Origin of the sequence: Curtobacterium sp. SGAir0471 (genome assembly GCF_005490985.1) — a bacterium.
In the GTDB taxonomy this organism is placed as follows: Bacteria; Actinomycetota; Actinomycetes; order Actinomycetales; family Microbacteriaceae; genus Curtobacterium.
The window spans coordinates 2,782,296-2,805,744 of sequence record NZ_CP027869.1 but is presented as its reverse complement, the minus strand read 5'-3'; the positions used below and the strand labels follow the sequence as shown (position 1 = coordinate 2,805,744).

Genomic DNA, 23,449 nt, shown 5'->3' with positions numbered 1-23,449 from the left:
TCGTCACCGGTCAGCCTCCGATCGCACTCATGCCGCGGGACGGGTGCACGATCCCGTCGGCGTCGTCACCGTGGTCGCGCGGCTTCGCCCACATCGCCCGCCGCCAGGTGTCGAGCAGGACGTCGTCGTCGGCGCCGGCGCGCAGGGGGCCGAGCAGGTCGACCTCGTCGTCCGAGAACAGGCAGGAGCGCACGTGCCCCTCGGCGGTCAGGCGGGTGCGGGTGCAGTCGGCGCAGAACGATTCGGTGATGCTCGCGATCACGCCGACGGTGCCGAGCGGCTCGCCGTCGAGGGTGGACACCCGGTAGCGCTCGGCTGGCGCGCCGTCGCGGGGGGCCGCGTCGGGTTCGAGTCGGTAGTGCTCGCCGAGCAGGGCACGGGTCTCCTCGGCCGTGACCATCGTCGCGCCGTCCCAGGCGTGCCCGGGGTCGAGGGGCATCTGCTCGATGAACCGCAGCTCGTGGCCGCGCTCGAGGCACCAGGCGAGCAGGTCGACCGCCAGGTGGTCGTTCACCCCGCGGAGCAGCACGGCGTTGACCTTGACCCCGAGGCCGGCGTCCGCCGCGGCGGCGATGCCCTCGAGCACGCGGTCGAGGAACGGGCGCCGCGTGACCTCGGCGAAGACGTCCGGGTCGACGGTGTCGAGCGAGACGTTCACGCGGCGCAGTCCGGCGTCCGCCAGCGCCTGTGCACGGTTCGCCAGGCCGATCGCGTTCGTGGTGATCGACAGCTCGACGTCGTGGGCGGAGCACCGGCGGACGATGTCGACGAGGTCGGCGCGCAGGAGCGGCTCACCACCGGTGAACCGGACCTTGCGGACACCGAGCGTGCCGGCGGCCAGGCCGACCAGGCGGTCGATCTCCGCCGCCGTCATCAGGGCGTCGGACGGGATCACCGGCAGGCCCTCCGCCGGCATGCAGTACGTGCAGCGGAGGTTGCACCGCTCGGTGAGCGAGACCCGCAGGTCGACGGCGCGCCGGGCGAACCGGTCGACCAGGCCGGGGTCGTCGTCCGGTCGAGGGGGGAGGGCCGGCGACTCGCTGCGCACCCGGCGCAGCAGGCCGGTCGAGGGCAGGATCCGCGCCGTCACCCGGCCGATGCTACCGCGCCCCGCCGACGAGACCGCTGCGCGGCTCCCGTGCGCCGACGGGACGGCTGCGCGACTACCCCGCGCTGACGCGGGCTCGTCTGCGCGGGTCGAGTCGACGGCCCCAGCGCACCCAGTCCTCGCGCCGGGTCCGGACGAGCGTCACGACCAGGATCACGAGCACCGCGGCGAGGAGCCACCACCGGAACGCCGGCGCCGACGGCCACACCCCGCGCAGGGCGATGGCGAGGTTGAGGGCCATCCACTCCCACCGGCCGGAGAGCACCACGAACGGGATGAGGAGCAGCGCGTACCAGGGGTAGCGCGGGGTCACGGCGAGGAAGGTCACACCGATCATGAACACCTCGGCCGACCAGGGCCGTGCCGGGTCGGCGAGACGCCACGAGACCACGGCGGCCAGGAGCACCACGAGCCCGACGACGACCGTCGCGGCGTCGCCGGGGACGACGAAGGACACGAGGGCGAAGCGGGAGCCGTCCTCGTAGCCCTCCTCCGACAGGTACCCCGGCAGGTAGCCGAGGACCTTCACGCCGGTGCTGATCACGTAGGGCACGTACAGCAGCGCGAACACCGCGATGCCGACCGGCACCGCCCACCAGTGGCGCCACCGGCTGAGCAGCGGTGGGTAGACGATCGCCGGGATGAGCTTCGTGGCCGTCGCTGCGCCGAGGGCGATCCCGCCCCAGACCGGACGGCCGAAGGCGACGAGCACGACGCCCGCGGTGGCCAGTGCGGCGCCGACGACGTCGACGTGCGAGTTCGTCACCGCCTCGGACGCGACGAGCGGCGACCACGCCCACAGCGCCGCCCACCAGGTCGGTCGACCGATCCGGCGGAGCACCATCACCAGGCCGATCGTGACACCGAGCGAGACGAGCAGGCCGGCGACCTGGAACGGCATGTACTGCGCGGTCGCGGGCACGAAGGCGCGCACCCCGGCGAACCACAGCTGCGCCATCGGCGGGTAGATCGTCACGACGTCCGGCCGGTTGATCGCGACGCAGTGGCCGTCCGCACCGTCGCCCAGTCCGCGCATCCGCGGTTCGAGGGGCCTGCACGTACCGTCGATCTTGTCCGGGAAGAGCCAGTCGGGGCGCAGGTCGGCCAGCGCGTTGGACTGCGGCGTGTAGGCGTACGGGGAGATCCCGGCGTGCTGCACGATGCCGTCCCAGGCGTACCGGGCAGAGTCGGTACTGGTGTTCGGCGGACCGACGAGCGCCGCGACCCCGACCACGACCGCACCGCCGAGGACGATCCGGGTCATCCACTCGCGGGGCACGAAGCGCAGCGCGAGGGCCGCCCCGGCGAAGACCGTCCAAGCGATGAGCGTCCAGGCGACGAATGGTGCACGATGACCGGCACGGAGGAACCCCAGATGCGTGATGCCGAAGGCGATGACACCCGCCAGCGCCAGCACGCCCACGACGGACAGGACCGTCGAGACGATCGCGGACGTCGGGACGGAGGCGGCGCGCGGTCGTCTGCTCATGGTTCCCCGAGGCTACCGATCGTCCGACGGGTCCTGCTGGACGCACGGGCAGTGATGGCCTCGCCGAACCGGAACGCCCGCTCGGCGGTGGTGTGGGGGCGCCTGCTCGGTGTCGCGTTCGTGGTCTGCTTCGGCACCGGCGTCTACAGTCACCTGCTGCAGGACCCGCTGCCGTGGATGCGCTTCCCGACCCGTCCGACGCAGCTCTACCAGTTCACGCAGGGCCTGCACATCACGGCGGGCATCGCGATCATCCCGCTGCTCCTGGCCAAGCTGAACGTCGTCATGCCGGCCCTGGCGCAGGTGCCTCCGGTCCGCGGCGTCGTGCACCTGCTCGAGCGCCTGTCGATCGCCGTGCTCGTGTCGGCGTCGATCGTGCAGGTCGGCACCGGCCTGCTCAACACGTACCAGTGGTACCCGTGGCCGTTCCCGTTCCGCCAGGTGCACAACGCGATGGCGTACGTGATCATCGGATCGCTGATCGTGCACATCGCGTCGAAGCTCCCGGTCATCGCGCGCTACTGGCGGGCGCGGGACGCCTACGATGCGGACGGCCGGTTCGTCGCGGACCCGACGGTGGGCAGCGAGCTGCTGCCGGACGGTCGGGAGGCCCGCCCCGCCGTGGGCTCGCGCCCTGCGGACGAGCAGACGGCCGGCTCGTACCCCCGCGGACTGACCGGCCGCCTGCTCCGGTGGGTGGACGGCCCGGCCGCGCCGGCTGCGCCGAGCGTGTCGACGACTTCACGGGCTGAGCGACACCTCACGGAGCGCGCGGGCCGTGAGGTGTCGCTGGGCGCGAAGAACGGTGCGCCAGCAGCGGGCGCAGGCGACGGGGCGGGGGCGGGTCGCGCCTCCCGGCCAGAGCACGACGACGACGCGCTCAGCGGGTCCCGCCAGCGGATCGCACGCCGTGGGTTCGTGGCGGGCGTCACCGCGGCGACCGTCGGGGTCGTCGCCCTCACCGCCGGGCAGTCCAACCGGCTGCTCGAGCCCCTCAACGTCTTCGGCGCCCGGCAGCGGTACATCGGCCCGGACGACCTGCCCGTCAACCGGACCGCACGCGCAGCCGGGGTGCTGGCGACCGCGACCGCGGCGGACTGGACGCTCACGGTGGTCGGACCGGACGTCACGCGGACGTTCTCGCGCGCGGAGCTCGTCGCCCTCGGCACCGCCACGGCCGACCTGCCGATCTCGTGCGTCGAGGGGTGGAGCCAGATGGCGTCGTGGCGCGGTGTGCGGATGCGCGACCTGCTCGCCTCGGTGCAGGCGGAGCCGGCGTCCGGGCTGCGGATCACGAGCCTCGAGAAGAGCGGCGGCTACCGGGTGACCGAGATGGGCCCGGAGTACGCGTCCGACCCGACCACGCTCCTGGCGCTCGAGGTGAACGGGAAGACGCTCGACCTGGACCACGGGTTCCCCGCCCGGGTCATCGCGCCGGGACGACCCGGTGTGCTGCAGACGAAGTGGATCGGGAAGATCGAGGTGATCCGATGAGGGCCGCGAGGATCGTGCTCGTCGTCGTGGGCGTGCTGGTGATGGCGTTCGGTGCGTACGTGCTCGTCACGACCGTCCGGCCGAACCGCATCTGGGGCCTGGCGACCTGGTTGCTCGGTGCGGTCGTGCTGCACGACGCGGTCCTGTCGCCGTTCGTGGTGGGCGCCGGGCTCCTGCTCCGCCGGACCGGACGGCGGCTCGGTGCCGGGGTGCTCGTCGTCGTGCAGACCGCCGTCGTGCTCGGGAGCGTGCTCGCCCTGGTGGTCCTGCCGGAGATCGCGGCGAAGCACCACGGGCAGAAGAACCCGACCGTGCTGCCGTTCGACTACACGACGCGACTGCTCGTCGTCGAGGGGGTCCTGCTCGCCGTGGTGGTCGTCGCCCTCGTGGTCGGGGTGCTGCGAGCGCGCCGGACTCCGGCGCCACTGGTTGCATCGACAACCAATGGCTAGCATGGCGGCATGACGGACGAGACGCCCTGGCTCACGCGCGACCAGCTCCGCGCGTGGATGAAGCTCGTCGCCGTCATGGAGCTCCTGCCGGCCGCGCTCGACCAGCAGCTGCAGCGGGACGCGGACCTGACGCACTTCGACTACATGGTGGTCGCGATGCTGTCCGAGACCGAGTCGCGCACGCTCCGGATGTCGGCGCTCGCCGCGGCGACGAACGCGTCGCTGCCGCGGCTGTCGCACGTGGTGTCGCGGCTCGAGAAGCGCGGGCTGGTGACCCGGTGCCCCTCCGTCGACGACCGGCGCGCGACCGACGTGCGGCTCACCGACGAGGGGTTCGCGGCGATCGTCGCGGCAGCGCCCGACCACGTCCGGACCGCCCGGCGGTTCGTCATGGACGCGCTGAGCGACGAGCAGGTCCGCCAGCTCGACGGCATCACGCGGGCGCTGCTCGGTCGGCTCGACCCCGAGGGGCGCTTCGCGGCGCTGACCTACCCGCGGGACGAGGACGAGGTGCTGTGCGAGGAGCGCCTCACCGGTGGGGCACAGTCCGGTGGTGCACGGTCCGGTGGTGGCCGCGCCGGCGGTGCTCCGGCGGCGCCCGCTGGCGTGCTGTTCCGGGACGCGACCGCCGACGACGGGGCACTGCTGCGGCGCGCGACGCTCGCGGCGATGAACTGGCAGACCGCGTCCTTCGTCGACGCCGACCTCGATCGCCCGGAGTTCGCGCACTACGTCGTCGGCTTCGACCCGTCCCACGACCACGGCGTCGTCGCGGTGGACGGCGACGGCCCGGTCGGTGTGGCGTGGGTACGGTTCCTGCCGGAGGACGACCCCGGGTACGGGTTCGTGGCCGAGGACGTCCCGGAGCTCACGATGGCCGTCGAGGAGCGCGGGAGGGGCCGGGGGATCGGCACGGCGCTGCTCGCCCGGCTGCTCGACGCCGGACGGGCCGCGGGGTGGCGGGGCGTCAGCCTGAGCGTCGAGGACGGGAACACCGGGGCGCGGATCACGTACGAGCGGGCCGGGTTCCGGACGGTCGGGCGGAACGGCGACTCGGACACGATGCTCGTGCGCTTCTGACGCCCGGCTCCGGCAACGCTCCGGGCCACTGGTACACCAGTAGGATCTGGCGCATGACCGACCGTGCCACGCCGTCCGACACGTACTCCTACCTCGGACCCGCCGGCACCTTCACCGAGGCGGCGCTGAAGCTCGTCGAGGCCGCGGCCGGCAAGCCCTGGCGGAGCGTGAACAACGTCGGCGAGGCACTCGACGACGTCGTCACCGGCCGATCGGTCGGCGCGGTGATCGCGATCGAGAACAGCGTCGACGGCGGGGTCAGCGCCACGCAGGACGCCCTGGCGCGGATCCCCGGCGTGCGGATCGTGGGGGAGTACCTCGTGCCCGTCGACTTCGTGCTCGTCGCCCGGCACGGCACCGCCCTGTCGGACGTGCGCACGGTGAACGCGCACCCGGTGGCGTACGCCCAGACGCGCGGGTGGCTCGAGGCGAACGTCCGCGGGCACGGGCACATCCCGGCGTCGTCGAACGTCGCCGCCGCGACCGCGCTGCTCGACGAGCACCCCGTCGCCGACGCCGCGGTCGCGCCGCCCGGCATCACGGACCACCACGACCTGGCCGTGCTCGCGTCGTCGATCGGCGACAACGCCTCGGCGGTCACCCGGTTCGTGCTCGTCTCGCGCACGCTCGCGATCCCGGAGCGCACCGGGGCGGACAAGACGAGCGTCATCGTCGAGCTGCCGAGCGAGCACCCCGGCGCCCTGGTCGACATGCTCGAGCAGTTCGCGACCCGGGGCATCAACATGGGGTTGCTGTCCTCGCGGCCGATCGGCGACGAGCTCGGCCGGTACCGGTTCGTGATCGACCTCGACGGCCACGTGCACGACGAGCGTGTGGCCGACGCCCTGCTGGGCCTGCGGCGGTTCAGCCCGCGCGTGACGTTCCTCGGCTCGTACCCGCGGGCGGACGGCTTCCGCCCGGAGGTCTCCGCGCGCTACTCGGACGAGGCGTTCGTCGAGGCACGGGACTGGCTCCGCGCGATCGTCTCCGGCGAGCCCGACGCCGACTGACGCCGCGCGTCGGACGCAGGATCGCGAAACGCAACGTCGGCGACTCCTCGCAGCGGTACGGCGCTGCGCAGTGTCGCCGACGTTGCGTCTTGCGGGGCGGGGGTGGGGCCCCGGTCAGCTGTGGGCGTCCTCGACCCGGCGGGTGTTGCGGGTCTGGTCGTGCGGGCCGGCGACGCGCACCCGGAGTCCGCCGGCGTCGATCCTCGCCTTGAACGCGACGACCTCGCCGACCGGGTCGCCGTCGATCTCGAACTCGTCCGGACGCTCGAGCCGCGCCACGAACTCCTCGCCACGGATGTACCGCAGGGGGCGTTCCTCGCGAGCGGCGGTGGCGATGCGCTTCCCGACCTGGGTCTGCCCGATCTTCGAGCGGCGGAACGAGCGCAGGATCGCGTTCTCCCAGAACACCCGCGCGCCGATGCGGACCCACCCGAAGAAGCCGCGAGGGCGCATGACGACGATGTCGAACACGCCGTCGTCGATCTCGGCGTCCGGCAGGAGCGTCGCGCCGGCCTGCAGCATGCCGCAGTTGCCGACGATGAGTGAGTGCGCGCGCACCGACTGGTTGCTCTCGCCGTCGAGCCGGTAGCGGAACTCGAAGGCGTCGGCATCGCGGACCGAGCGGAACAGCGAGTCGACGTAGGCGAGCCAGCCGACCTTCTTCTTCAGGTCGTCGTTCGTGTTGGCGAGCATGCGGGCGTCGAGCCCGAGCCCGGCCATGACGACGAAGCCGAACTGCTCGCGCTCGCCGCCCTCGCGCTCGACCTCGAGCTGGCCGAAGTCGATCGGGCGGTCCTCGCCCCGGAAGATCGTCCGGACGCTCGCCGTCAGGTCGTCGATGGGCGACGGGATGTTCCGGGCGAGCAGGTTGCCGGTGCCGCTCGGCAGCAGGGCGAGGGCGGCGGGGGACCCGTGCACGACCTCGGCGACGGCGCGGACGGTGCCGTCCCCACCGGCCGCGGCGACGACGTCGGCCCCGGCCTCGAGCGCGGCCTTCGCCATGCCGCCGCCCGGGTCCTCCTCCGAGGTCTCGAACCACAGGGTCTCGGCCCAGCCGGCCTCCTGCTCGTGCTTCGCGACGGTGCTCTTGAGCGTCTCCAGGTGCACCTTGACCGGGTTGTAGACGACCGCGGCCGTCTTCTGCTCGGTCGGGAGGGCGTCCTGGCCCGCGGGCGCGGTCTCCGATGGTGTCGACATGCCGCCGACGTTACCGACGGACACCTGCGAGCGACCGGCCCCGACGGCGGGCGCCTGCCCGTCCGGTCCGGCCGGCGCCCACCCGGGTCACCGCCGGTCGTGCAGCGTGATCGCGTACCCGTCCGGGTCCGCGAAGGTGAACGTCCGTCCGAACGGCCCGTCGAACGGTGGGGTGACGATGGTGTGCCCGTCGGCGACGAGCGCGTCGTGGACCGCCTGCACATCCGTCGCGTGGAACCACAGCGCGACGCCGAGCGCGGGCTGCCCGCTGGACAGGTCGGTCCCGGGCAAGAGGTCGCGCAGCGCGAACGCGATCGGCTCGGTCCGGAACACCACCGCGTGCGGCGGCCCGGCGGGCGAGCGGACGAGTCCGAGGTACCGCTCGTAGAACGCCTGCGAGGCGTCGAGGTCACGGACCTGCAGCGAGGTGAAGTCGATCCCGGTGGCGGGCATGGTGTGCTCCTTCGTCTGTGTCAGATGCCTGACACGTGCAGTATGTGTCAGAATCCTGACATGCGTCAAGCCCGCATCGACCTCGACAGCTCGGTCGGCTACGTCCTCAAGGAGGCCGCCAGTGCCCTCCGCGCCGCCATGGAGGACGCGCTCCGCCCGCTCGGCATGACCGTCACGCACTACTCGTGCCTCGAGTTGCTCGCCCAGCGCCCCGGCATGTCCAACTCCGAGCTCGCGCGCGGCACCTTCGTCACGCGGCAGTCGATGAACACGCTCCTGCAGCAGCTCGAACGCGACGGCATCGTCACCCGGCCGTCCGCCCCCACGTCGGGCAAGGTGCTCCCCACCACGCTCACCGAGGCCGGACGCCGACAGCGCGAGACCGCGAGTGCCGCGGTCCGGCAGGTCGAGCTCCGGATGACCAGGGGTCTCGACGACGAGGGCCGCGCAGCGGTCTTCCGCCTGCTCCGCGGGATGGTCGCCGCCCTGCGCGACGAGCGTCCGACGGACGCGACCGGGTGACGGACGGGAGGCCCGTGGCGGGGTCGCCACGGGCCTCCCGTCCGGCGGTCACACGCTCCCTCTAGGATGATCCGGTGATCGATCTGCAGCTCCTGCGCGACAACCCTGACCTCATCAAGGCCTCGCAGGAGGCGCGCGGCGCCTCCGTGTCCGTCGTCGACGACGCGGTGTCCGCGGACACCGCCCGGCGCGCTGCGATCACGTCGTTCGAGGCGCTCCGCGCCGAGCAGAACGCGTTCGGCAAGACCGTCGCGAAGGCGCCGAAGGACGAGAAGGCCGCGCTCGTGCAGCAGGCCCAGGCCCTCGCTGCGAAGGTGAAGGAGGCCCAGGCCGAGGTCACCGCGGCCGAGGAGACCTTCGACCGCGTCGTCCGAGCGATCCCGAACGTCGTGCTGCCGGACGTGCCGAAGGGCGGCGAGGACGACTTCGTCACCCTCCGCACCGTCGGCACGAAGCCGTCGTTCGACTTCGAGCCGAAGGACCACGCCGACCTCGGCGAGCACCTCGGCATCATCGACATCCCGCGCGGCGTCAAGGTGTCCGGGTCGCGCTTCTACTTCCTCCGCGGCCTCGGTGCCCGGCTCGAGATCGCGCTCATGAACCTCGGGCTCGACCGTGCCGTGGAGCACGGGTTCGAGCCGCTCATCACGCCGACGCTCGTGCGACCGGAGACGATGGCGGGCACCGGGTTCCTCGGCGAGCACGCGGCAGAGGTCTACCGGCTCGAGGCCGACGACCTGTACCTGACCGGCACGAGCGAGGTCGCCCTCGCCGGGTTCCACGCCGACGAGATCCTGTCCTTCGTGGAGTCCGGCGACCCGATCCGCTACGCCGGCTGGTCGACCTGCTACCGGCGCGAGGCCGGGTCGGCGGGCAAGGACAACCGCGGCATCCTCCGCGTGCACCAGTTCAACAAGCTCGAGATGTTCTCCTACGTGCTCCCGGAGCAGGCCGAGGCGGAGCACCAGCGCCTGGTCGCCATGCAGGAGTCGATGATGCAGGACCTCGGGCTGCACTACCGCGTGATCGACGTCGCCGGCGGTGACCTCGGCACGAGTGCTGCGCGGAAGTACGACATCGAGGCGTGGGTGCCGACGCAGGGCACCTTCCGCGAGCTCACGTCGACGTCGAACTGCACGACGTTCCAGGCCCGCCGACTCGACGTCCGGTACCGCACGGACAGCGGCAAGACCGCGCCGGTCGCGACGCTGAACGGCACGCTCGCCACCACCCGGTGGATCGTCGCGATCCTCGAGACCCACCAGCAGGCCGACGGGTCGGTGGTCGTGCCCGAGGTGCTCCGGCCGTACCTGGGCGGCGTCGAGGTCATCGAGCCCCGATGAGCACCCACGAGCGGTTCGTCGACGGGTCGGCGCAGGGCGGCGGCTCGGTCGCTGGTGCTGCCGCCGGTGCGGCGGGTGCTGCTGCCGGTCGCGCTGCTGCCGGCGGTGCAGCGGCGCCCGCGCGCACGAAGCGGTGGCTCGTCGCGCTCGACGTCGACGGCACGACCATGCGCGAGGACGGTGTCATCACCGACACGGTGATCGACGCCGTCCGCGACGCCGAGGCCGCGGGCCACGAGGTCATGCTCTCCACGGGGCGCAGCGAGGGCATGACGATCCCGCTGCTCGAACGCCTCGGGCTCCGCTCGAAGTACGTCGTGTGCGCCAACGGTGCGCTCACGCTCGCCCGGCAGGACGACGGCTCCTACCGGCGGGTCCACGTCGAGCGCTTCGACCCGACCGAGGTCCTGCAGGTCATCCACGGAGCCCTGGCGAACGCCGCGTTCGGGGTCGAGGACGAGACAGGGCACTTCCTGCTCTCCGGGAACTTCCCCGACGACACCATGACCGTGCACGGCGAGCACGTGCCCTTCGAGCAGCTGCTCGGCACCGAGGCGACGCGTGTCGTGGTCATCTCGCCGGGGCACGACACCGAGGACTTCCTGCAGGTCGTCGAGCGGATGGGACTGCAGAAGGTGTCGTACTCGGTCGGGTGGACGTCGTGGCTCGACATCGCTCCCGAGGGCGTGACGAAGGCGACCGCGATGGAGCGCGTCCGCGAGTGGCTCGACATCCCGCGCTCCCGGGTCATGGCGGCCGGCGACGGGCGGAACGACATCGACATGCTGCGGTGGGCGTCGACCTCCGGCCGCGGTGTCGTGATGGGGCAGGCCCCGGACGACGTCGTGGACGCGGGGAACGAGCTGACCGGTGGCGTGACCGACGACGGGCTGGCCGCGGCGCTCGACACGCTGCCGCGCTGACCGACACCGGGCCGCTAGACTGCCCGGGACACGGTCACGTCTCGCCACGTGGTCGTGTCATGGAGGGTTGTCCGAGCGGCCGATGGAGCCTGTCTTGAAAACAGGTGGGCAGCAATGTCTCGTGGGTTCGAATCCCACACCCTCCGCACCATGAGCACCGGGACCCGCCTCCGACTGATCGAGCTGTCCGATGCAGCCGAACTCGCCGCGATCGTCCGCGCCAGTGCCGACCACCTACGGCCGTTCGAGCCGACGCGGGCGGACAGCTACTTCACCGAGGCTGGGCAGCGAGCGACCATCGGCGCCCTGCTCGCTGCCGCGCAGAACGGCGGCTCGGTGCCCTTCGTGGTGGTGGGCGATGACGACGAGTTGCTCGGTCGGATCACCCTGAGCGGCGTCACCCGTGGGGCCCTGCAGTCCGCGGCGCTCGGGTACTGGATCCGCGCCGACCGCACCCGGCAGGGCCACGCGACACGGGCGGTCGGGCTCGCGGTCGACCACGCCTTCCGGGAGCTCGGGCTGCACCGGGTGCAGGCGGAGACCCTCCCGGAGAACACCGCGTCGCAGCGGGCGCTCGAGCGGAACGGCTTCGAGCGGTACGGCTTCGCGCCGGAGTACATCCGCATCGCGGGTGAGTGGCGCGACCACGTCATGTTCCAGGTGCTCGCGCCCGGCGCCTGACGCGCTCGCATCGAACGGGCTGCTGCAGGTCAGCCCTTGGCCTTCCGGTGGATGAAGTCAGCCATCCCCGGCACGGTGAATGCGAGGTAGCCGCGGTCAGGCGCGTAGATGTGCCCGTTCTTGATCAGTTCGTTCCGCGAGACGGAGAGGTCGCTGGTGCGGGTCTTGCCCGTACGGACCACCAGGTCCTGGATCGCCGAGGGCCCTTCGCCGTCGACAGCCATGGCCTGCATCAACTCGCGTTGTTTCGGTGTGGCCCGGTCCCACCTCGACTGGTACAGACCCTGGTCGACCTCGTCCCGCGCAGCGAGGACCCCGGTCTCCGCGGAGAGAGCATCGATCGAGTCCTCGACGGCGCGCGCATCCCAGACGTGCTTCCCGCACGCTTGAGCGAAGTACGGGTAGCCCTGGATCGACCGCACAGCGAGCTCGAGGGCGTTCGAGTCCCAGTACACGCCAGCGCGTTCGGTCGGGTCCGTGAGCGCGAAGCGCGTCTCCTCGTCGGTGAGCAGGTCGAGGCGTCGGTAGTCGTACAGCCGTTCCGCGTAGCTCGTCGCGTCCGCGAGGACTGCTGGGAGCGACGGCAATCCGGTGCCGACGAAGTACACCGGGACGGGGAGCGTGTCCTGGCCGAGCGCGTGCAGCGCGAGGTTGAGGGCGTTGAGATCGTGCTTCGGCGCCTCCTGCAGTTCATCGACCGTGATCGCCAGCCCGTGGCCGATCGCCCGGAAGGCCATCCCGACCTCGCGCAGGAGGTCTTCGAGGTCCCGCTCGAGGTCGCCGCTGTCGGCGACACCAGGCGAAGGCTCGACACTGATCCCGAAGTTGTACGTGCCGGTCGGGTCCACCGTCACCTGGAACGAGCGGAAGGCGCCGAGCGCAGCACGGAAGTGCTCGACCACCGTCGCACCGAGGGAGAGGGTTCCCCTGAGTGCTGCGTGCAGTTGACGGACCAACCCCTGCTGGAGGCTGCGGTTCCGTGACGCTTCGAGCTTGACGACGGACCACCGCCGCGTTCCTGAGGCACGTCGGCCGATCTCGTTGAGGAGAACGGTCTTGCCGACCCCACGGAGGCCCGTGATCACGACGGGCCGACCGCCCTCGCCGGTGACGAGGGTCTCGGCGAGCGTCCGCTCGATGCTCCTCAGGAGTCCGTCACGACCGGCGAGCACCGGCGGGACTCGGCCAGCTCCGGGCTTGAACGGGTTGACGACGATCGACTCCGGCATGACGGGAGAGTATCAGGGCGTCTAAAGTGTTTCTTTACACGCCCTGATCGTCGCTCAGAGTGCCCGACGGCGGCCCGCGTCAGGGCCGGGCGCCGAGCGCGGCGAGCTCCGCCCGGGTCCGGGCACCGTGCTTCCGGAGCAGGTTCGCCACGTGGTACTTGACCGTGTTCGGACTGATCCCGAGCCCCTCGGCGATCTCACGGTTCCCCACGCCGGTCACCACGAGCCGCAGCACGTCGCGCTCCCGCTCGGTCAGGTCCGTGTCCTCGGGCAGGTCGACCGCGCCCGGCGCCGGGTCGAGGGGGAGCGAGATGTCGAGGGTCGACCCCCACCCAGGCGTGGAGTCGACGCGCATCGTCCCGTCGAGGGCGACGACCCGCTCGGCGATCGGTCGGACCGCGTCGTCGTGCGCGTCGAGCGTGCCGGCACCGTCGTCCCGGAGCTGCATGAGCAGGTTCCGCCCGTCGCAGTCCCACTGGATGCGGACACGTCGCGCGACCCCGTCGTCCACCAGGGCGAGCACGGCCGTGCGGACGATGGCTCGCGCGCTGTGCGCGACGTCGCCGGGCAGGGCACGGCCGGTCGCCGGCGGCTCCACGAACTGCACGTCGAGGTCGCCGAACCGGACGAGCGGGCGGAGGTCCGCGCGCAGCCGGGAGAACGCTCCGGTCACCGGTTCGAGCAGGGTGCTCCGCTGCCGGTCGGTCACGGTGCGGAGCTCGACGAGCGCAGCCGAGGCGATCTCGACGGCCTCGGCCCGGGCAGCGGCGTCGGACAAGCGAGGGGACCGCAGCGCGGCCAGGACCGATTCGAGGGTCAGGGCATGGCGGTCGGCCTGCTCCGCGACGGTCCGTGCGTGCTCGGATGCTGCGATGCGGCTGGCCGCCGGCGCCGCCCCCAGACCTGCTCCCGTCTCCACGGAGACCGAACCTACCCGTCCCACCCGGACGGATGATCCCACCCGATCGGGTGGGGGAGCCGCCTGCCTGGGGAGCGGCGGCGCCCACAGCGCACGAGGAGCATCGTCGCCATGGCCACCACGACGACCGCCGACGCCCTCGGGCTGATCGGCGCCGAACTCCAGGACCTCATCGCGACGGTCCGCGGCGCCGATCCGGGGCCGTTCGAGCGCGCTCTCGACCTGCTCGCCGACGCCGACCGCGTCTTCGTGCACGGCGCCGGCCGCTCGGGCCTCGCACTCCGGATGACCGCCATGCGCCTCATGCACCTCGGGCTCGACGTGCACGTCGTCGGCGAGGTCACGACGCCTGCGATCCGGCAGGGCGACCTGCTCCTCGTCGCGAGCGGCTCGGGCACGACGGGTGGCATCGTGCAGGCTGCCCGGACCGCGTCCGAGGTCGGCGCGCAGGTACTCGCCGTCAGCACCACGGACGACTCGCCGCTGTCCGCGGTCGCCGCCGCCACGCTCGTGCTCCCGGCGGCGACGAAGACCGACCGCTCGGGCACGGCCTCGGCGCAGTACGCCGGCAGCCTCTTCGAGCAGGGCGTCGCGCTGCTCGGGGACGCCCTGTTCCACGCGCTCTGGCAGCGCAGCGGGCACTCCGCCGACGACCTGTGGCCGCGGCACGCCAACCTCGAGTGACGCCGAGCACGGCACCGGACGCAGTGCCGCACGTGACCGCCACCGCCACCGACACCCCCACGAACCACCACCGGAAGGACCCCACCATGCAGCTCCAGTTCGCCATGGACACCCTGACCACCGAGGCCGCCCTCGACCTCGCCGGCAAGGCTGCGCCGTACGTCGACGTCATCGAGCTCGGCACCCCGCTGATCAAGAGCGCCGGCCTCTCCGCGATCACCGCGATCAAGGAGGCGCACCCGGACAAGGTCGTCTTCGCCGACCTCAAGACGATGGACGCCGGTGAGCTCGAGGCCGACATCGCCTTCTCGGCCGGTGCCGACCTCGTCACCGTGCTCGGCGTCGCCGGCGACTCCACCATCGCCGGCGCGGTGAAGGCCGCGACGGCGCACGGCAAGGGAATCGTCGTCGACCTGATCGGCGTGCCGGACAAGGTCGCCCGCGCCAAGGAGGTCGTCGCACTCGGCGCCGCGTTCGTCGAGATGCACGCCGGCCTCGACGAGCAGGCCGAGGAGGGCTTCACCTTCGAGACCCTCCTGCGCGACGGCGAGGCCTCGGGCGTCCCGTTCTCGGTCGCAGGCGGCATCACCACCGACACGATCGAGGCCGTGCAGGCCTCGGGCGCCCGCATCGCGGTCGCCGGCAGCGCGATCTACAGCGCTGACGACGTGGCTGCCGCCGCGTCTGCGCTGCGCGACGCGATCTCGGAGCCGGCCTCCGCGTGATCCGCACCACCTGACGGACGGGAGGCCCGTGGCGACACCGCCACGGGCCTCCCGTCCGTCAGGGGGTCACCCAGTGCGGCGACCGAACGTGGTGACCAGGGCGTCGACCAACAGGAACCCGAGCAGGGTGACCCCGACGACCGGCAGCAGCAGTGCGAGGCCGACGGCGACGACGACCACCGCGGCGGTGCCCCACCACGGGGCCCGGGCCAGCGCTCCCGCTGCCGGGGTGCGACCGAAGCGCGCACCGGCGGGTCGGCGCTGCCACCACATGACGTACCCGAACACGACCATCGCCGCGATCCCGAGCGCCGCCAGGAGCAGCACGACCTGGTTCGTCAGCCCGAACAGCGCGCCCATGTGCGTGTTGATGCCGAGCTTGGCGGCCTTCGCCATGAGCGGGTAGTCCGCCCAGGTGACCTCGGACACCGCCGTCATCGTGCTCGGGTCCACGGCGACGGCGTTCATCGCGACCGGCCAACTGAGCTTGATCTCCTCGACCGTCCACGCCGTGCCGGCGGTCGTCGCCGGGCGGATCCGCACCTCGGCGGCGCGGACCCCGGCGTCACGGGCGGCCGCCAGGACCTCGTCGAACTGCTCCGGTGCCGTCGTCGGGGTTGCCATCGGCATCGCGCCGCCGGCGTGGTGCCCGGCGTGCTCGCCGCCTGACGCCGCCGACGACGAGCCGTCGAGCGCGGTGTCGACCGTCGGTGCCTGCCAGTTGAGCGCGGACCGGAGCGCCGTGACGTTGTCGCCCGCGAAGTGCGACCACGTGATGCCGGTTGCGGACAGGAACAGCGCCCCGAGGAGCACCGCGGCACCCGTCGCGGCGTGCCATGAGAAGATCCGCCGGTACCCGGTCGCGCGGTTGTCCGGCAGGATCAGGTCGCGCTTCCGACGGGCTCTGCGGAGGCGGAACGCCCACAGCCCGATGCCGGCGAGCGAGACGATGCCGAGCCACGACGCGGCGGTCTCGCTGTACAGGCGCCCGACGTCGCCGAGGAACAGGCTCCGGTGCACGGTGCTGATCCACGTGCGGAAGGGGAGCGAGCCCGACGTGCCGTACACCGGCAGGTCCCCGCGGACCGCGGCGTCACCGGGGTCGATGAACACCGCGCGGGTCTGGGAGTCGAGCAGGCCCGCCTCGGTGAACATCACGCGCGTGGTCGTGCCGGGCGACGGGGCCGGGCGGACCTCGGCGACGGTGTCGTCCGGGTGGCGCTCGGCGACGTAGCGCTCGGCGGCCGCGACCTGGTCAGCGAGGGGGAGCGCCGCGGCTGTCGAGGGAGCCGTGAGCTCGTGCCGGTACACGTTCTGCTCGATCGTCGGCGCCATGGCGTAGACGGCGCCGGAGAGCGCTGCGACGAGGACGAACGGGCCGACGAAGAGCCCGGCGGTGAAGTGCAGGCGGAGGAGGAGCTGGGCGAACCAGCCGCGGGACGGAGGCGGGGCGGTGGCGGGCATCGGAGCGCAGGGTCCTGTCGGGCTTTCGGGTGGACGTGCGGCACGGTGCCGCACGAGCGCTCACTCTACAAGACGTAGAACGCCAGCGACGCAACGACGGAGCACGTCAGCGACGCAACGACGGAGCACGTCAGCGACGCAACGACGGACCATGTCAGCGGCGCACGTCGCAGCCGCAGCTCGCGCCGAGCACCAGCTCCGCCGGCACCAGGTCGAGGTGGCGGTCGTCGCGTGCCTCCCGCGCGAGCACCCGGTCCACCGCGGCCGCGGCCATCGCCTCGACGGGCTGCCGGACGACGGTGAGCTGCGGGTTGGTGTAGTCCGCCTCCGCCGCGCCGTCGAACGACACCACGGCGACGTCGTCCGGCGCGCGCAGCCCGAGCTCGTACAGGGCACGCAGGAGCCCGACCGCCTGCATGTCGGAGCTCACGAACACGGCGCGGGGTCCCGTGCCGCCGCCGAACATCCGCAGACCGGCCTCGTACCCGCCGGCGCGGTCGAACGAGCACCGGGCGATCGGGCCGTCCGGCAGCCCGGCGTCACGGAGCGCCTGCATCCATCCCTGCTCGCGGAGCTCCATCGAGCCGGTGTGCCCCATGACCAGGCCGATCTCCCGGTAGCCGTGGTCGATCAGGTGCTGCGTGCCCTCCCGGGCGCCGCGCAGGGCGTCCACGCCGATGCTCGCGTACTCGGGCACCTCGAAGAACGTGTTGAGCAGGACCATCGGGATCCCGGGGTCGGTCGTCGACGACAGGTCGGGGTGCGTCATGATGCTCGTCACGATGATGCCGTCGACCTGGCGGGCGGACAACGTGCGGAGCCGCTCCCGCTCCTGCTGGGCGTCGCCGTCGCTGTTCGCGATGAGGACGTCGTAGCCCCGGGCGGCCGCGGCGTGCGTGACGGCCACCGCGAGCTCCGACCAGAAGGGGTTGTCGAGCTCGGGCACGATCAGGCCGAGCATCTTCGACGACCCGGTGCGGAGCGCCTGCGCGCTCGCGTTCGGTCGGTACCCGAGGACGCGGATCGCCTCGCGCACCCGCGCTGCCGTCTCGGCGGCGACCGGGCGGGGCCCGTCGTGCACGACGTAGCTCACGACGGAGGTGCTCACGCCCGCGTACCGGGCGACGTCCGCGCGGGTGACCGCCCTCGGGCTCGACGGCATGCTCACGGGGGTCACCTTCCGGGGCGGCCGACCCGGGTGGCCGGCCGTGGTGGTCCGGACCCCGCGGCGTGCGGGGTCCGGACCACGAGGGCTACTCGCTCGCGATCCTAGACGAGACGGCGCTGGTGGCGGGCTCGGGTGCGTCGCCGTGGTCCGGCACGGGGAGCCGGACGCCGCCCTGCAGTGCCGACCGGTGGGCGACGATGCCCGGCAGCGTGTAGCGGGCCGCGACCCAGGCGTTCACCGGGGGGAGCGTCCCGTCGACGACCGCGCGGACGAAGTCGTCGACCAGGAAGTGGTGGCTGCCCTCGTGCCCGGTCGGCACCCCGTCGAACTCGTCGGGCAGGCGGTCGACGTCGTGCACGGGGGCGTAGCCGGACACGAACGCGTCGCGGAGGGCCGGGTCGACGTCGGCGAGGCGCGGGTCGTCGAGCTCCATCGTCGGACGGGTGTCGATCTGGTCGCTGACGTCGTGCACGGCCTCCTTGTCCTGCCACACGCTGACGGTGGCGAGCTGCTCGAAGCTGGCCTCGGTGCCGAAGTACCGGAAGCGGGACTCGCGGATGTGCGACGGGTAGCCGACCCGGCGCATCTCGTTGATCCGGACGACGCCGCCGTTGTCGAGCTCGAACAGGGCGGTCGCGTTCGAGAAGTCGTTGTCGAACTGGCTGACCTCCTTGTCGAAGACCCCGTCATCGCGGTCGTCCTTCACGCCGATGCAGCTGACGCTGACCGCGTGCCCGGGGATCGCGCCGAGGACGCCACCGACCGAGTGCGTCGGGTAGAGCATGGGCGGGTAGCTCGCGGTGCGCTTCCACTGCTCGCCGCCGCTGTACTGGTACGCGGCGTAGAAGCCGAGGTCCATGTCGTGGACGTAGTCGCCCTCGGCGTAGAACACCCGACCGAAGGCGCCCTCGGCGACCCGCTTTCGCGCGAAGACCGTCGCCGGGTTGTAGTGGCTCGTCTCGCCCATCATGTAGGTGAGTCCGGTCTCGCGGACGGCCTCGATGATCGCGGCGATCTCGTCCTCGGTGATCGCCATCGGCACGGCGGAGTAGACGTGCTTGCCGGCCCGGAGCGCGCGGACCACGAGCGGACCGTGCGTCCAGCGCTGCGTGAAGATCGCGACGGCGTCGACGTCCGACGCGAGCACCGCGTCGAAGTCCTCGAGGGTGCCGTCGAGGTGCTGGGCGGCGACGAGGTCCTCGGCGCGGCCGTCGACGACGTCGGTGACGAACACCCGGTCGACGTCCGGGTGGATCTTGAAGAGCTTGGCGAACTGGGGCGCGAACTGGCCGGCTCCGACCATTCCGATGCTGATCATCAGTGACCTTCCGAGGTGGGGGACGTGTCGCCGAGCAGGTCGCTCCGTCGCGATCGCGGCAAGCATGACACAGCGGTCTACACGTGACAACCCCCTGGAGCGCGCCACAAATCAGTGCTTGTGAGGGTGGGTCCCCACGTGTAGATTCCCGGCCACGGACTGCCGACGTCAGTCCACCGCAGACGAAGGAGTCGCGATGGCAACCGAGAGCCCACTGTCGTCACCGCTGGTGACGGCACCACCACGGACCGCACGGAGCACCGACGCGGTCCGTGCCCGGACCACCACACCACGGCGTCGACCACAGAACGACCTGTGGCTCGCGCTCGTGTTCATCGCCCCCGCATCGATCGGCTTCGTGGTCTTCCTGCTCTGGCCGACGATCCGGGGCATCTGGCTCAGCTTCACCACGTACAACCTGCTCACCCCGCCGGTCTTCACGGGCCTGCAGAACTACGAGCGGTTGGTGCAGGACTCGATCTTCTGGAACTCGATGGCCGTCACCGTCGAGTACGTGGTGCTCAACATCGGCTTCCAGACGGTCCTGGCGCTCTTCATCGCCGTCATGATGCACCGGCTCACGCAGTCGACCTTCGTGCGTGGCATCGTGCTCGCGCCCTACCTCGTGTCGAACGTCGTCGCGGCGCTCATCTGGCTCTGGATCCTCGACACGCAGCTCGGCATCGGCAACGAGGTCCTGTCCGCGATCGGGGTCGGCCGCATCCCGTTCCTGCAGAGCGACGTCTGGGGCATCCCGACCATCGCGTTCATCAACGTCTGGCGGAACGTCGGCTACACCGCGCTCCTCATCTTCGCGGGCCTGCAGGCGCTGCCCGAGAGCGTCTACGAGGCCGGCCGGATCGACGGGGCGAGCGAGTGGAAGATGTTCTGGCGCATCACCGTGCCGCTGCTCCGCCCGATCCTGTCGCTCGTCCTGATCATCACGATCATCGGGTCGTTCCAGGTGTTCGACACGGTCGCGATCACCACCCAGGGTGGCCCCGCGAACGCCACGAACGTCGTGCAGAACTACATCTACAACCTGGCGTTCGGCCGGTTCCAGTTCGGGTACGCGTCCGCCGTCTCGGTGGCACTCCTCATCGTCCTGAGCATCATCACGTTCGTCCAGTACCGACTCTCGCGCTCCGGCGAGAGCGACCTGGACTGACGGCCACCGAAGCAACCGGAAGCGAGTCGACGATGACCAGCACCCTGCCCCCGGTGGTCGAGCCCACCACCACGCGCGCCCTCACCACCCGCGGCGCGAAGCCCCCGCGTCCGAAGCCCTCGGTCGGACGCGTCCTCGCCTGGACCGCGATGATCGCCGTGATCGTCGTGACCCTGTTCCCCTTCTACTGGATCCTCCGCACGGCGCTGTCGTCGAACGGCGCGATCTCCGCCGATCCCACCTCGCTGCTGCCGACCGGCTTCAGCCTCGGCGGGTTCGAGCGCGTGTTCGGCCTGCAGTCCACGGAGGAGGCCCTGGCGCAGGGCGGATCAGGCGCGGCGATCAACTTCTGGCAGTACCTGCTCAACTCGGTGATCACCGCGACGATGATCACGGTCGGCCAGGTGTTCTTCTCCGCAGGCGCCGCCTACGCCTTCGCACGCCTGCGGTGGCCGGGCCGCGACAGGGTCTTCGGCGTGTTCCTCGCGGGGCTCATGGTCCCCACGATCTTCACGCTCCTGCCGAACTTCACGCTGATCAAGTCGCTCGGACTGGTCGACACCCTGCTCGGGATCGCGCTGCCCTCGATGCTGATGACCCCGTTCGCGGTGTTCTTCCTGCGGCAGTTCTTCCTCGGCATCTCGCGCGAGGTCGAGGAGGCCGCGCTCATCGACGGTGCCGGCAAGGTCCGCGTCTTCTTCCGGCTCATCCTGCCGATGGCCTCGGCACCGATCGCGACGCTCGCGGTCCTCACGTACATCACCGCCTGGAACGACTACTTCTGGCCGCTCATGGTGTCGTACACGGACAGCTCCCGCGTCCTCACGGTGGCGCTCGGCGTCTTCAAGTCGCAGACCCCGCAGTCCGGCACCGACTGGGCGGGCCTCATGGCCGCGACCCTCGTCGCCGCCCTCCCGATGATCGTGCTGTTCGGCGTCTTCGCCAAGCGCATCGTCAACTCCATCGGCTTCTCCGGGATCAAGTAGGGACCCCCGCACATGACGCACTCCATCTCCCGCCGCGCCCTGTTCGCGGGCGGTGCCTCGGCCCTGGCGCTCGGCGCCCTCGCCGCCTGCTCGTCACCGAGCACGCCGAACCCCCGCAGCGGTGCGACCGGCACCGTGTCCTACTGGCTCTGGGACGCCAACCAGCTCCCCGCCTACCAGGCCGTCGCGAAGGCGTTCGAGCGCGAGGAGCCGGACATCCGGATCCGCATCACGCAGCTCGGGTGGAACGACTACTGGACGAAGCTCACCGCCGGGTTCATCGCCGGCACCGCGCCCGACGTGTTCACCGACCACCTGTCGAAGTTCCCGCAGTTCGCCGACCTCGACGTGCTGTACAGGCTCGACGAGCTCGAGGCGACGAGCGCGATCCGCGACGACGACTACCAGTCCGGCCTCGCGCAGCTCTGGAAGGGCCGGGACGGCCACCGGTACGGGTCGCCGAAGGACTGGGACACGATCGCGATGTTCTACGACCGCAAGGTCGTCGCGAAGGCCGGGTACACCGCCGAGGACCTCGCCGCCCTCGAGTGGAACCCCGACGACGGCGGGACCTTCGAGAAGGCGGTCGCGCACCTGACCGTCGACGGCAAGGGGCGCCGCGGGGACGAGCCCGGGTTCGACAGGTCGGACGTGGCGGTCTACGGGATGAGCGCCAACGGCAGCGGTGGCGACGGCTTCGGGCAGACGCAGTGGTCGCCGTTCACGGGGTCGATCGACTGGTTCTACACGAACAAGAACCCGTGGGGGAACGAGTTCCGCTACGACGACCCCGCCTTCCAGAAGACGATCTCCTGGTACTTCGGGCTCGCCGAGAAGGGCTACATGCCGAAGTACGGGGTGTTCTCGACGACGACCGGTCCGGACGTGCAGCTCGGGTCGAAGAAGGTTGCGCTGTCGTTCAACGGCTCGTGGATGATCGGCGCGTACGCCAACCTGCAGGGCGTCGACGTCGCCATCGCCCCGACGCCCAAGGGACCGGTCGGCCACCGCGCGTCGATGTTCAACGGTCTGGGCGACTCGATCACGAAGCAGGCGCGGAACCCCGAGGCCGCGGCGAAGTGGGTTGCGTTCCTCGGGAGCGCCGCGGCGCAGGAGATCGTCGGCCGCGCCGGCATCGTCTTCCCTGCCCGCCGGTCGGGCACCGACGCCGCGGTCGCCGCGTTCCGGGAGCGCGGGCTCGACGTCACCGCGTTCACCGAGCAGGTGGCGGACGGCACGACGTTCCTGTTCCCGGTCACGCGGAACCCGGCAGATGTCCAGGCGCTCGTCCAGCCGGCGTTCGACGACATCTACGCGAACGGCAAGCCGGTCTCGACACTGACCGGCGTGAACGAGCAGGTGAACACGCTCCTCGCGCTGACCTGAGCCGACGTGCCGGGAGCTGCGGCCCGCCGCCGATCGTCCGCACACCGCACCGTGGTGCGGTGTGCGGACGACCGCGTTGACCCTCCACCACAGCAGGACACAGACTGGCGCCGATGACCCAACTCACCTCCCTCGTGTACATGTCCGTCGCCGTCGACGAGATGACCGACGACCAGCTGGTCGCCATGCTCCGTGAAGCCCGCCTGCGCAACGACGCGCTCGGTGTCTCGGGCCTCCTGCTCGCCAAGGGCGGTCGCTTCATGCAGGTGCTCGAGGGTCCGTCCTGGAGCGTCGAGGACCGCTTCGCCGCGATCGAGCGCGACACCCGCCACCACGGCGTCAAGTCGCTCTCCCGCGAGGACATCGACACCCGCCGCTTCGACGGGTGGTCGATGGCGTTCGGCAACCCGTCGGACCTCGAGGTCCGCGAGGAGCCCGGCTTCAGCACCTTCCTCACCGAGCGCTCCGGCCTGCCCGCCGACCTGGCCGGCTCGCCGGCCGACTGGCTGCTCCGCTGGTTCCGCGGACGCGACCTGCAGGACGTCCCCGAGGAGCGGATGACCCTGGCCCGTCACGCCGCCTGACGGTCGACCCGGCGACGCAGCGCGACCACCCTCGGACTGGAGGCACGGTGCCGGCCCGCCTCGAGC

23 protein-coding genes and 1 tRNA gene are annotated in these 23,449 nt (G+C 71.6%); 15 read left to right on the top strand and 9 right to left on the bottom strand.

The window, feature by feature from the left end:
* Nucleotides 1-10: 10 nt before the first annotated feature.
* Both moaA and C1N91_RS12995 read right to left on the bottom strand, forming a co-directional pair.
* A complete protein-coding gene (gene moaA, locus C1N91_RS13000) occupies nucleotides 11-1,090 on the bottom strand; it encodes a GTP 3',8-cyclase MoaA (protein WP_394586681.1) in 1,080 nt (359 codons plus the stop codon).
* Between the two features lie 73 nt (nucleotides 1,091-1,163).
* Complete coding sequence (locus C1N91_RS12995) at nucleotides 1,164-2,597, bottom strand: glycosyltransferase family 87 protein (protein ID WP_137768057.1); 1,434 nt, start codon at nucleotides 2,595-2,597, stop codon at nucleotides 1,164-1,166.
* A gap of 54 nt (nucleotides 2,598-2,651) precedes the next feature.
* On the opposite strand from C1N91_RS12995, the gene C1N91_RS12990 reads away from it, so the two are divergent.
* From C1N91_RS12990 to pheA, 4 genes are read left to right on the top strand one after another with little or no spacing between them, the layout of a single operon-like run.
* Nucleotides 2,652-4,091, top strand: a complete 1,440-nt coding sequence (locus C1N91_RS12990) for a molybdopterin-dependent oxidoreductase (protein WP_175416023.1) — start codon at nucleotides 2,652-2,654, stop codon at nucleotides 4,089-4,091.
* The gene (locus tag C1N91_RS12985) at nucleotides 4,088-4,543 is read left to right on the top strand and encodes a hypothetical protein (RefSeq protein WP_137768056.1); all 456 of its coding nucleotides are present in this window, start codon (nucleotides 4,088-4,090) and stop codon (nucleotides 4,541-4,543) included. The genes C1N91_RS12990 and C1N91_RS12985 overlap by 4 nt, the downstream gene beginning before the upstream one ends.
* 9 nt (nucleotides 4,544-4,552) lie before the next feature.
* Nucleotides 4,553-5,623, top strand: coding sequence for a GNAT family N-acetyltransferase (locus C1N91_RS17255; RefSeq protein WP_368074197.1), 1,071 nt, complete (start codon nucleotides 4,553-4,555; stop codon nucleotides 5,621-5,623).
* Between the two features lie 53 nt (nucleotides 5,624-5,676).
* Nucleotides 5,677-6,633 carry a prephenate dehydratase gene (gene pheA, locus C1N91_RS12970; RefSeq protein ID WP_137768055.1) on the top strand — a complete coding sequence of 319 codons (957 nt, stop codon included), beginning with the start codon at nucleotides 5,677-5,679 and terminating at the stop codon, nucleotides 6,631-6,633.
* 114 nt (nucleotides 6,634-6,747) lie between these two features.
* Here pheA and C1N91_RS12965 read toward each other — a convergent pair whose 3' ends face one another.
* Both C1N91_RS12965 and C1N91_RS12960 read right to left on the bottom strand, forming a co-directional pair.
* A complete protein-coding gene (locus C1N91_RS12965; RefSeq protein ID WP_137768054.1) occupies nucleotides 6,748-7,830 on the bottom strand; it encodes a diacylglycerol/lipid kinase family protein in 1,083 nt (360 codons plus the stop codon).
* Nucleotides 7,831-7,917: 87 nt separating this feature from the next.
* On the bottom strand, nucleotides 7,918-8,283 hold the full coding sequence (locus C1N91_RS12960; protein WP_137768053.1) for a VOC family protein: 366 nt from the start codon (nucleotides 8,281-8,283) through the stop codon (nucleotides 7,918-7,920).
* Nucleotides 8,284-8,343: 60 nt separating this feature from the next.
* On the opposite strand from C1N91_RS12960, the gene C1N91_RS12955 reads away from it, so the two are divergent.
* From C1N91_RS12955 to C1N91_RS12935, 5 genes are all read left to right on the top strand, one after another.
* A complete protein-coding gene (locus tag C1N91_RS12955) occupies nucleotides 8,344-8,805 on the top strand; it encodes a MarR family winged helix-turn-helix transcriptional regulator (RefSeq protein WP_137768052.1) in 462 nt (153 codons plus the stop codon).
* 74 nt (nucleotides 8,806-8,879) lie between these two features.
* Entirely contained in the window at nucleotides 8,880-10,148 is a 1,269-nt protein-coding gene (gene serS / locus C1N91_RS12950) for a serine--tRNA ligase (RefSeq protein WP_137768051.1), read from the top strand.
* The gene (locus C1N91_RS12945; RefSeq protein ID WP_137768050.1) at nucleotides 10,145-11,071 is read left to right on the top strand and encodes an HAD family hydrolase; all 927 of its coding nucleotides are present in this window, start codon (nucleotides 10,145-10,147) and stop codon (nucleotides 11,069-11,071) included. Before serS ends, C1N91_RS12945 begins: the two co-directional genes overlap by 4 nt.
* Before the next feature lie 61 nt (nucleotides 11,072-11,132).
* A tRNA-Ser gene (locus tag C1N91_RS12940) sits at nucleotides 11,133-11,217 on the top strand.
* Between the two features lie 4 nt (nucleotides 11,218-11,221).
* Complete coding sequence (locus C1N91_RS12935) at nucleotides 11,222-11,752, top strand: GNAT family N-acetyltransferase (protein WP_137768049.1); 531 nt, start codon at nucleotides 11,222-11,224, stop codon at nucleotides 11,750-11,752.
* Between the two features lie 29 nt (nucleotides 11,753-11,781).
* Here C1N91_RS12935 and C1N91_RS12930 read toward each other — a convergent pair whose 3' ends face one another.
* Nucleotides 11,782-12,981, bottom strand: a complete 1,200-nt coding sequence (locus C1N91_RS12930) for an ATP-binding protein (protein WP_137768048.1) — start codon at nucleotides 12,979-12,981, stop codon at nucleotides 11,782-11,784.
* A gap of 79 nt (nucleotides 12,982-13,060) precedes the next feature.
* Nucleotides 13,061-13,900: a helix-turn-helix transcriptional regulator gene (locus C1N91_RS12925; protein ID WP_137768047.1), complete on the bottom strand. Its 840-nt coding sequence runs from the start codon at nucleotides 13,898-13,900 to the stop codon at nucleotides 13,061-13,063.
* 111 nt (nucleotides 13,901-14,011) lie between these two features.
* On the opposite strand from C1N91_RS12925, the gene hxlB reads away from it, so the two are divergent.
* On the top strand, nucleotides 14,012-14,584 hold the full coding sequence (hxlB, locus tag C1N91_RS12920) for a 6-phospho-3-hexuloisomerase (protein ID WP_137768046.1): 573 nt from the start codon (nucleotides 14,012-14,014) through the stop codon (nucleotides 14,582-14,584).
* 86 nt (nucleotides 14,585-14,670) lie between these two features.
* Nucleotides 14,671-15,309, top strand: a complete 639-nt coding sequence (gene hxlA / locus C1N91_RS12915; protein ID WP_137768828.1) for a 3-hexulose-6-phosphate synthase — start codon at nucleotides 14,671-14,673, stop codon at nucleotides 15,307-15,309.
* A gap of 66 nt (nucleotides 15,310-15,375) precedes the next feature.
* On the opposite strand, the gene C1N91_RS12910 is transcribed toward hxlA, so the two are convergent.
* From C1N91_RS12910 to C1N91_RS12900, 3 genes are all read right to left on the bottom strand, one after another.
* A complete protein-coding gene (locus C1N91_RS12910) occupies nucleotides 15,376-16,773 on the bottom strand; it encodes a PepSY-associated TM helix domain-containing protein (RefSeq protein ID WP_137768045.1) in 1,398 nt (465 codons plus the stop codon).
* Nucleotides 16,774-16,927: 154 nt separating this feature from the next.
* Complete coding sequence (locus C1N91_RS12905; protein WP_137768827.1) at nucleotides 16,928-17,935, bottom strand: LacI family DNA-binding transcriptional regulator; 1,008 nt, start codon at nucleotides 17,933-17,935, stop codon at nucleotides 16,928-16,930.
* Between the two features lie 91 nt (nucleotides 17,936-18,026).
* The gene (locus C1N91_RS12900; RefSeq protein WP_137768826.1) at nucleotides 18,027-19,262 is read right to left on the bottom strand and encodes a Gfo/Idh/MocA family protein; all 1,236 of its coding nucleotides are present in this window, start codon (nucleotides 19,260-19,262) and stop codon (nucleotides 18,027-18,029) included.
* A 193-nt stretch (nucleotides 19,263-19,455) separates the two neighbouring features.
* On the opposite strand from C1N91_RS12900, the gene C1N91_RS12895 reads away from it, so the two are divergent.
* The 4 genes from C1N91_RS12895 (at nucleotide 19,456) to C1N91_RS12880 (ending at nucleotide 23,383) form a co-directional block, all read left to right on the top strand.
* Complete coding sequence (locus C1N91_RS12895) at nucleotides 19,456-20,427, top strand: carbohydrate ABC transporter permease (RefSeq protein WP_137768044.1); 972 nt, start codon at nucleotides 19,456-19,458, stop codon at nucleotides 20,425-20,427.
* A gap of 32 nt (nucleotides 20,428-20,459) precedes the next feature.
* Entirely contained in the window at nucleotides 20,460-21,413 is a 954-nt protein-coding gene (locus C1N91_RS12890) for a carbohydrate ABC transporter permease (protein WP_137768043.1), read from the top strand.
* Nucleotides 21,414-21,425: 12 nt separating this feature from the next.
* Nucleotides 21,426-22,799 (top strand): ABC transporter substrate-binding protein, encoded by a 1,374-nt coding sequence (locus C1N91_RS12885; protein WP_137768042.1) that lies wholly within the window; start codon nucleotides 21,426-21,428, stop codon nucleotides 22,797-22,799.
* 113 nt (nucleotides 22,800-22,912) lie between these two features.
* A complete protein-coding gene (locus tag C1N91_RS12880; RefSeq protein WP_058749657.1) occupies nucleotides 22,913-23,383 on the top strand; it encodes a BLUF domain-containing protein in 471 nt (156 codons plus the stop codon).
* Nucleotides 23,384-23,449: the final 66 nt, after the last annotated feature.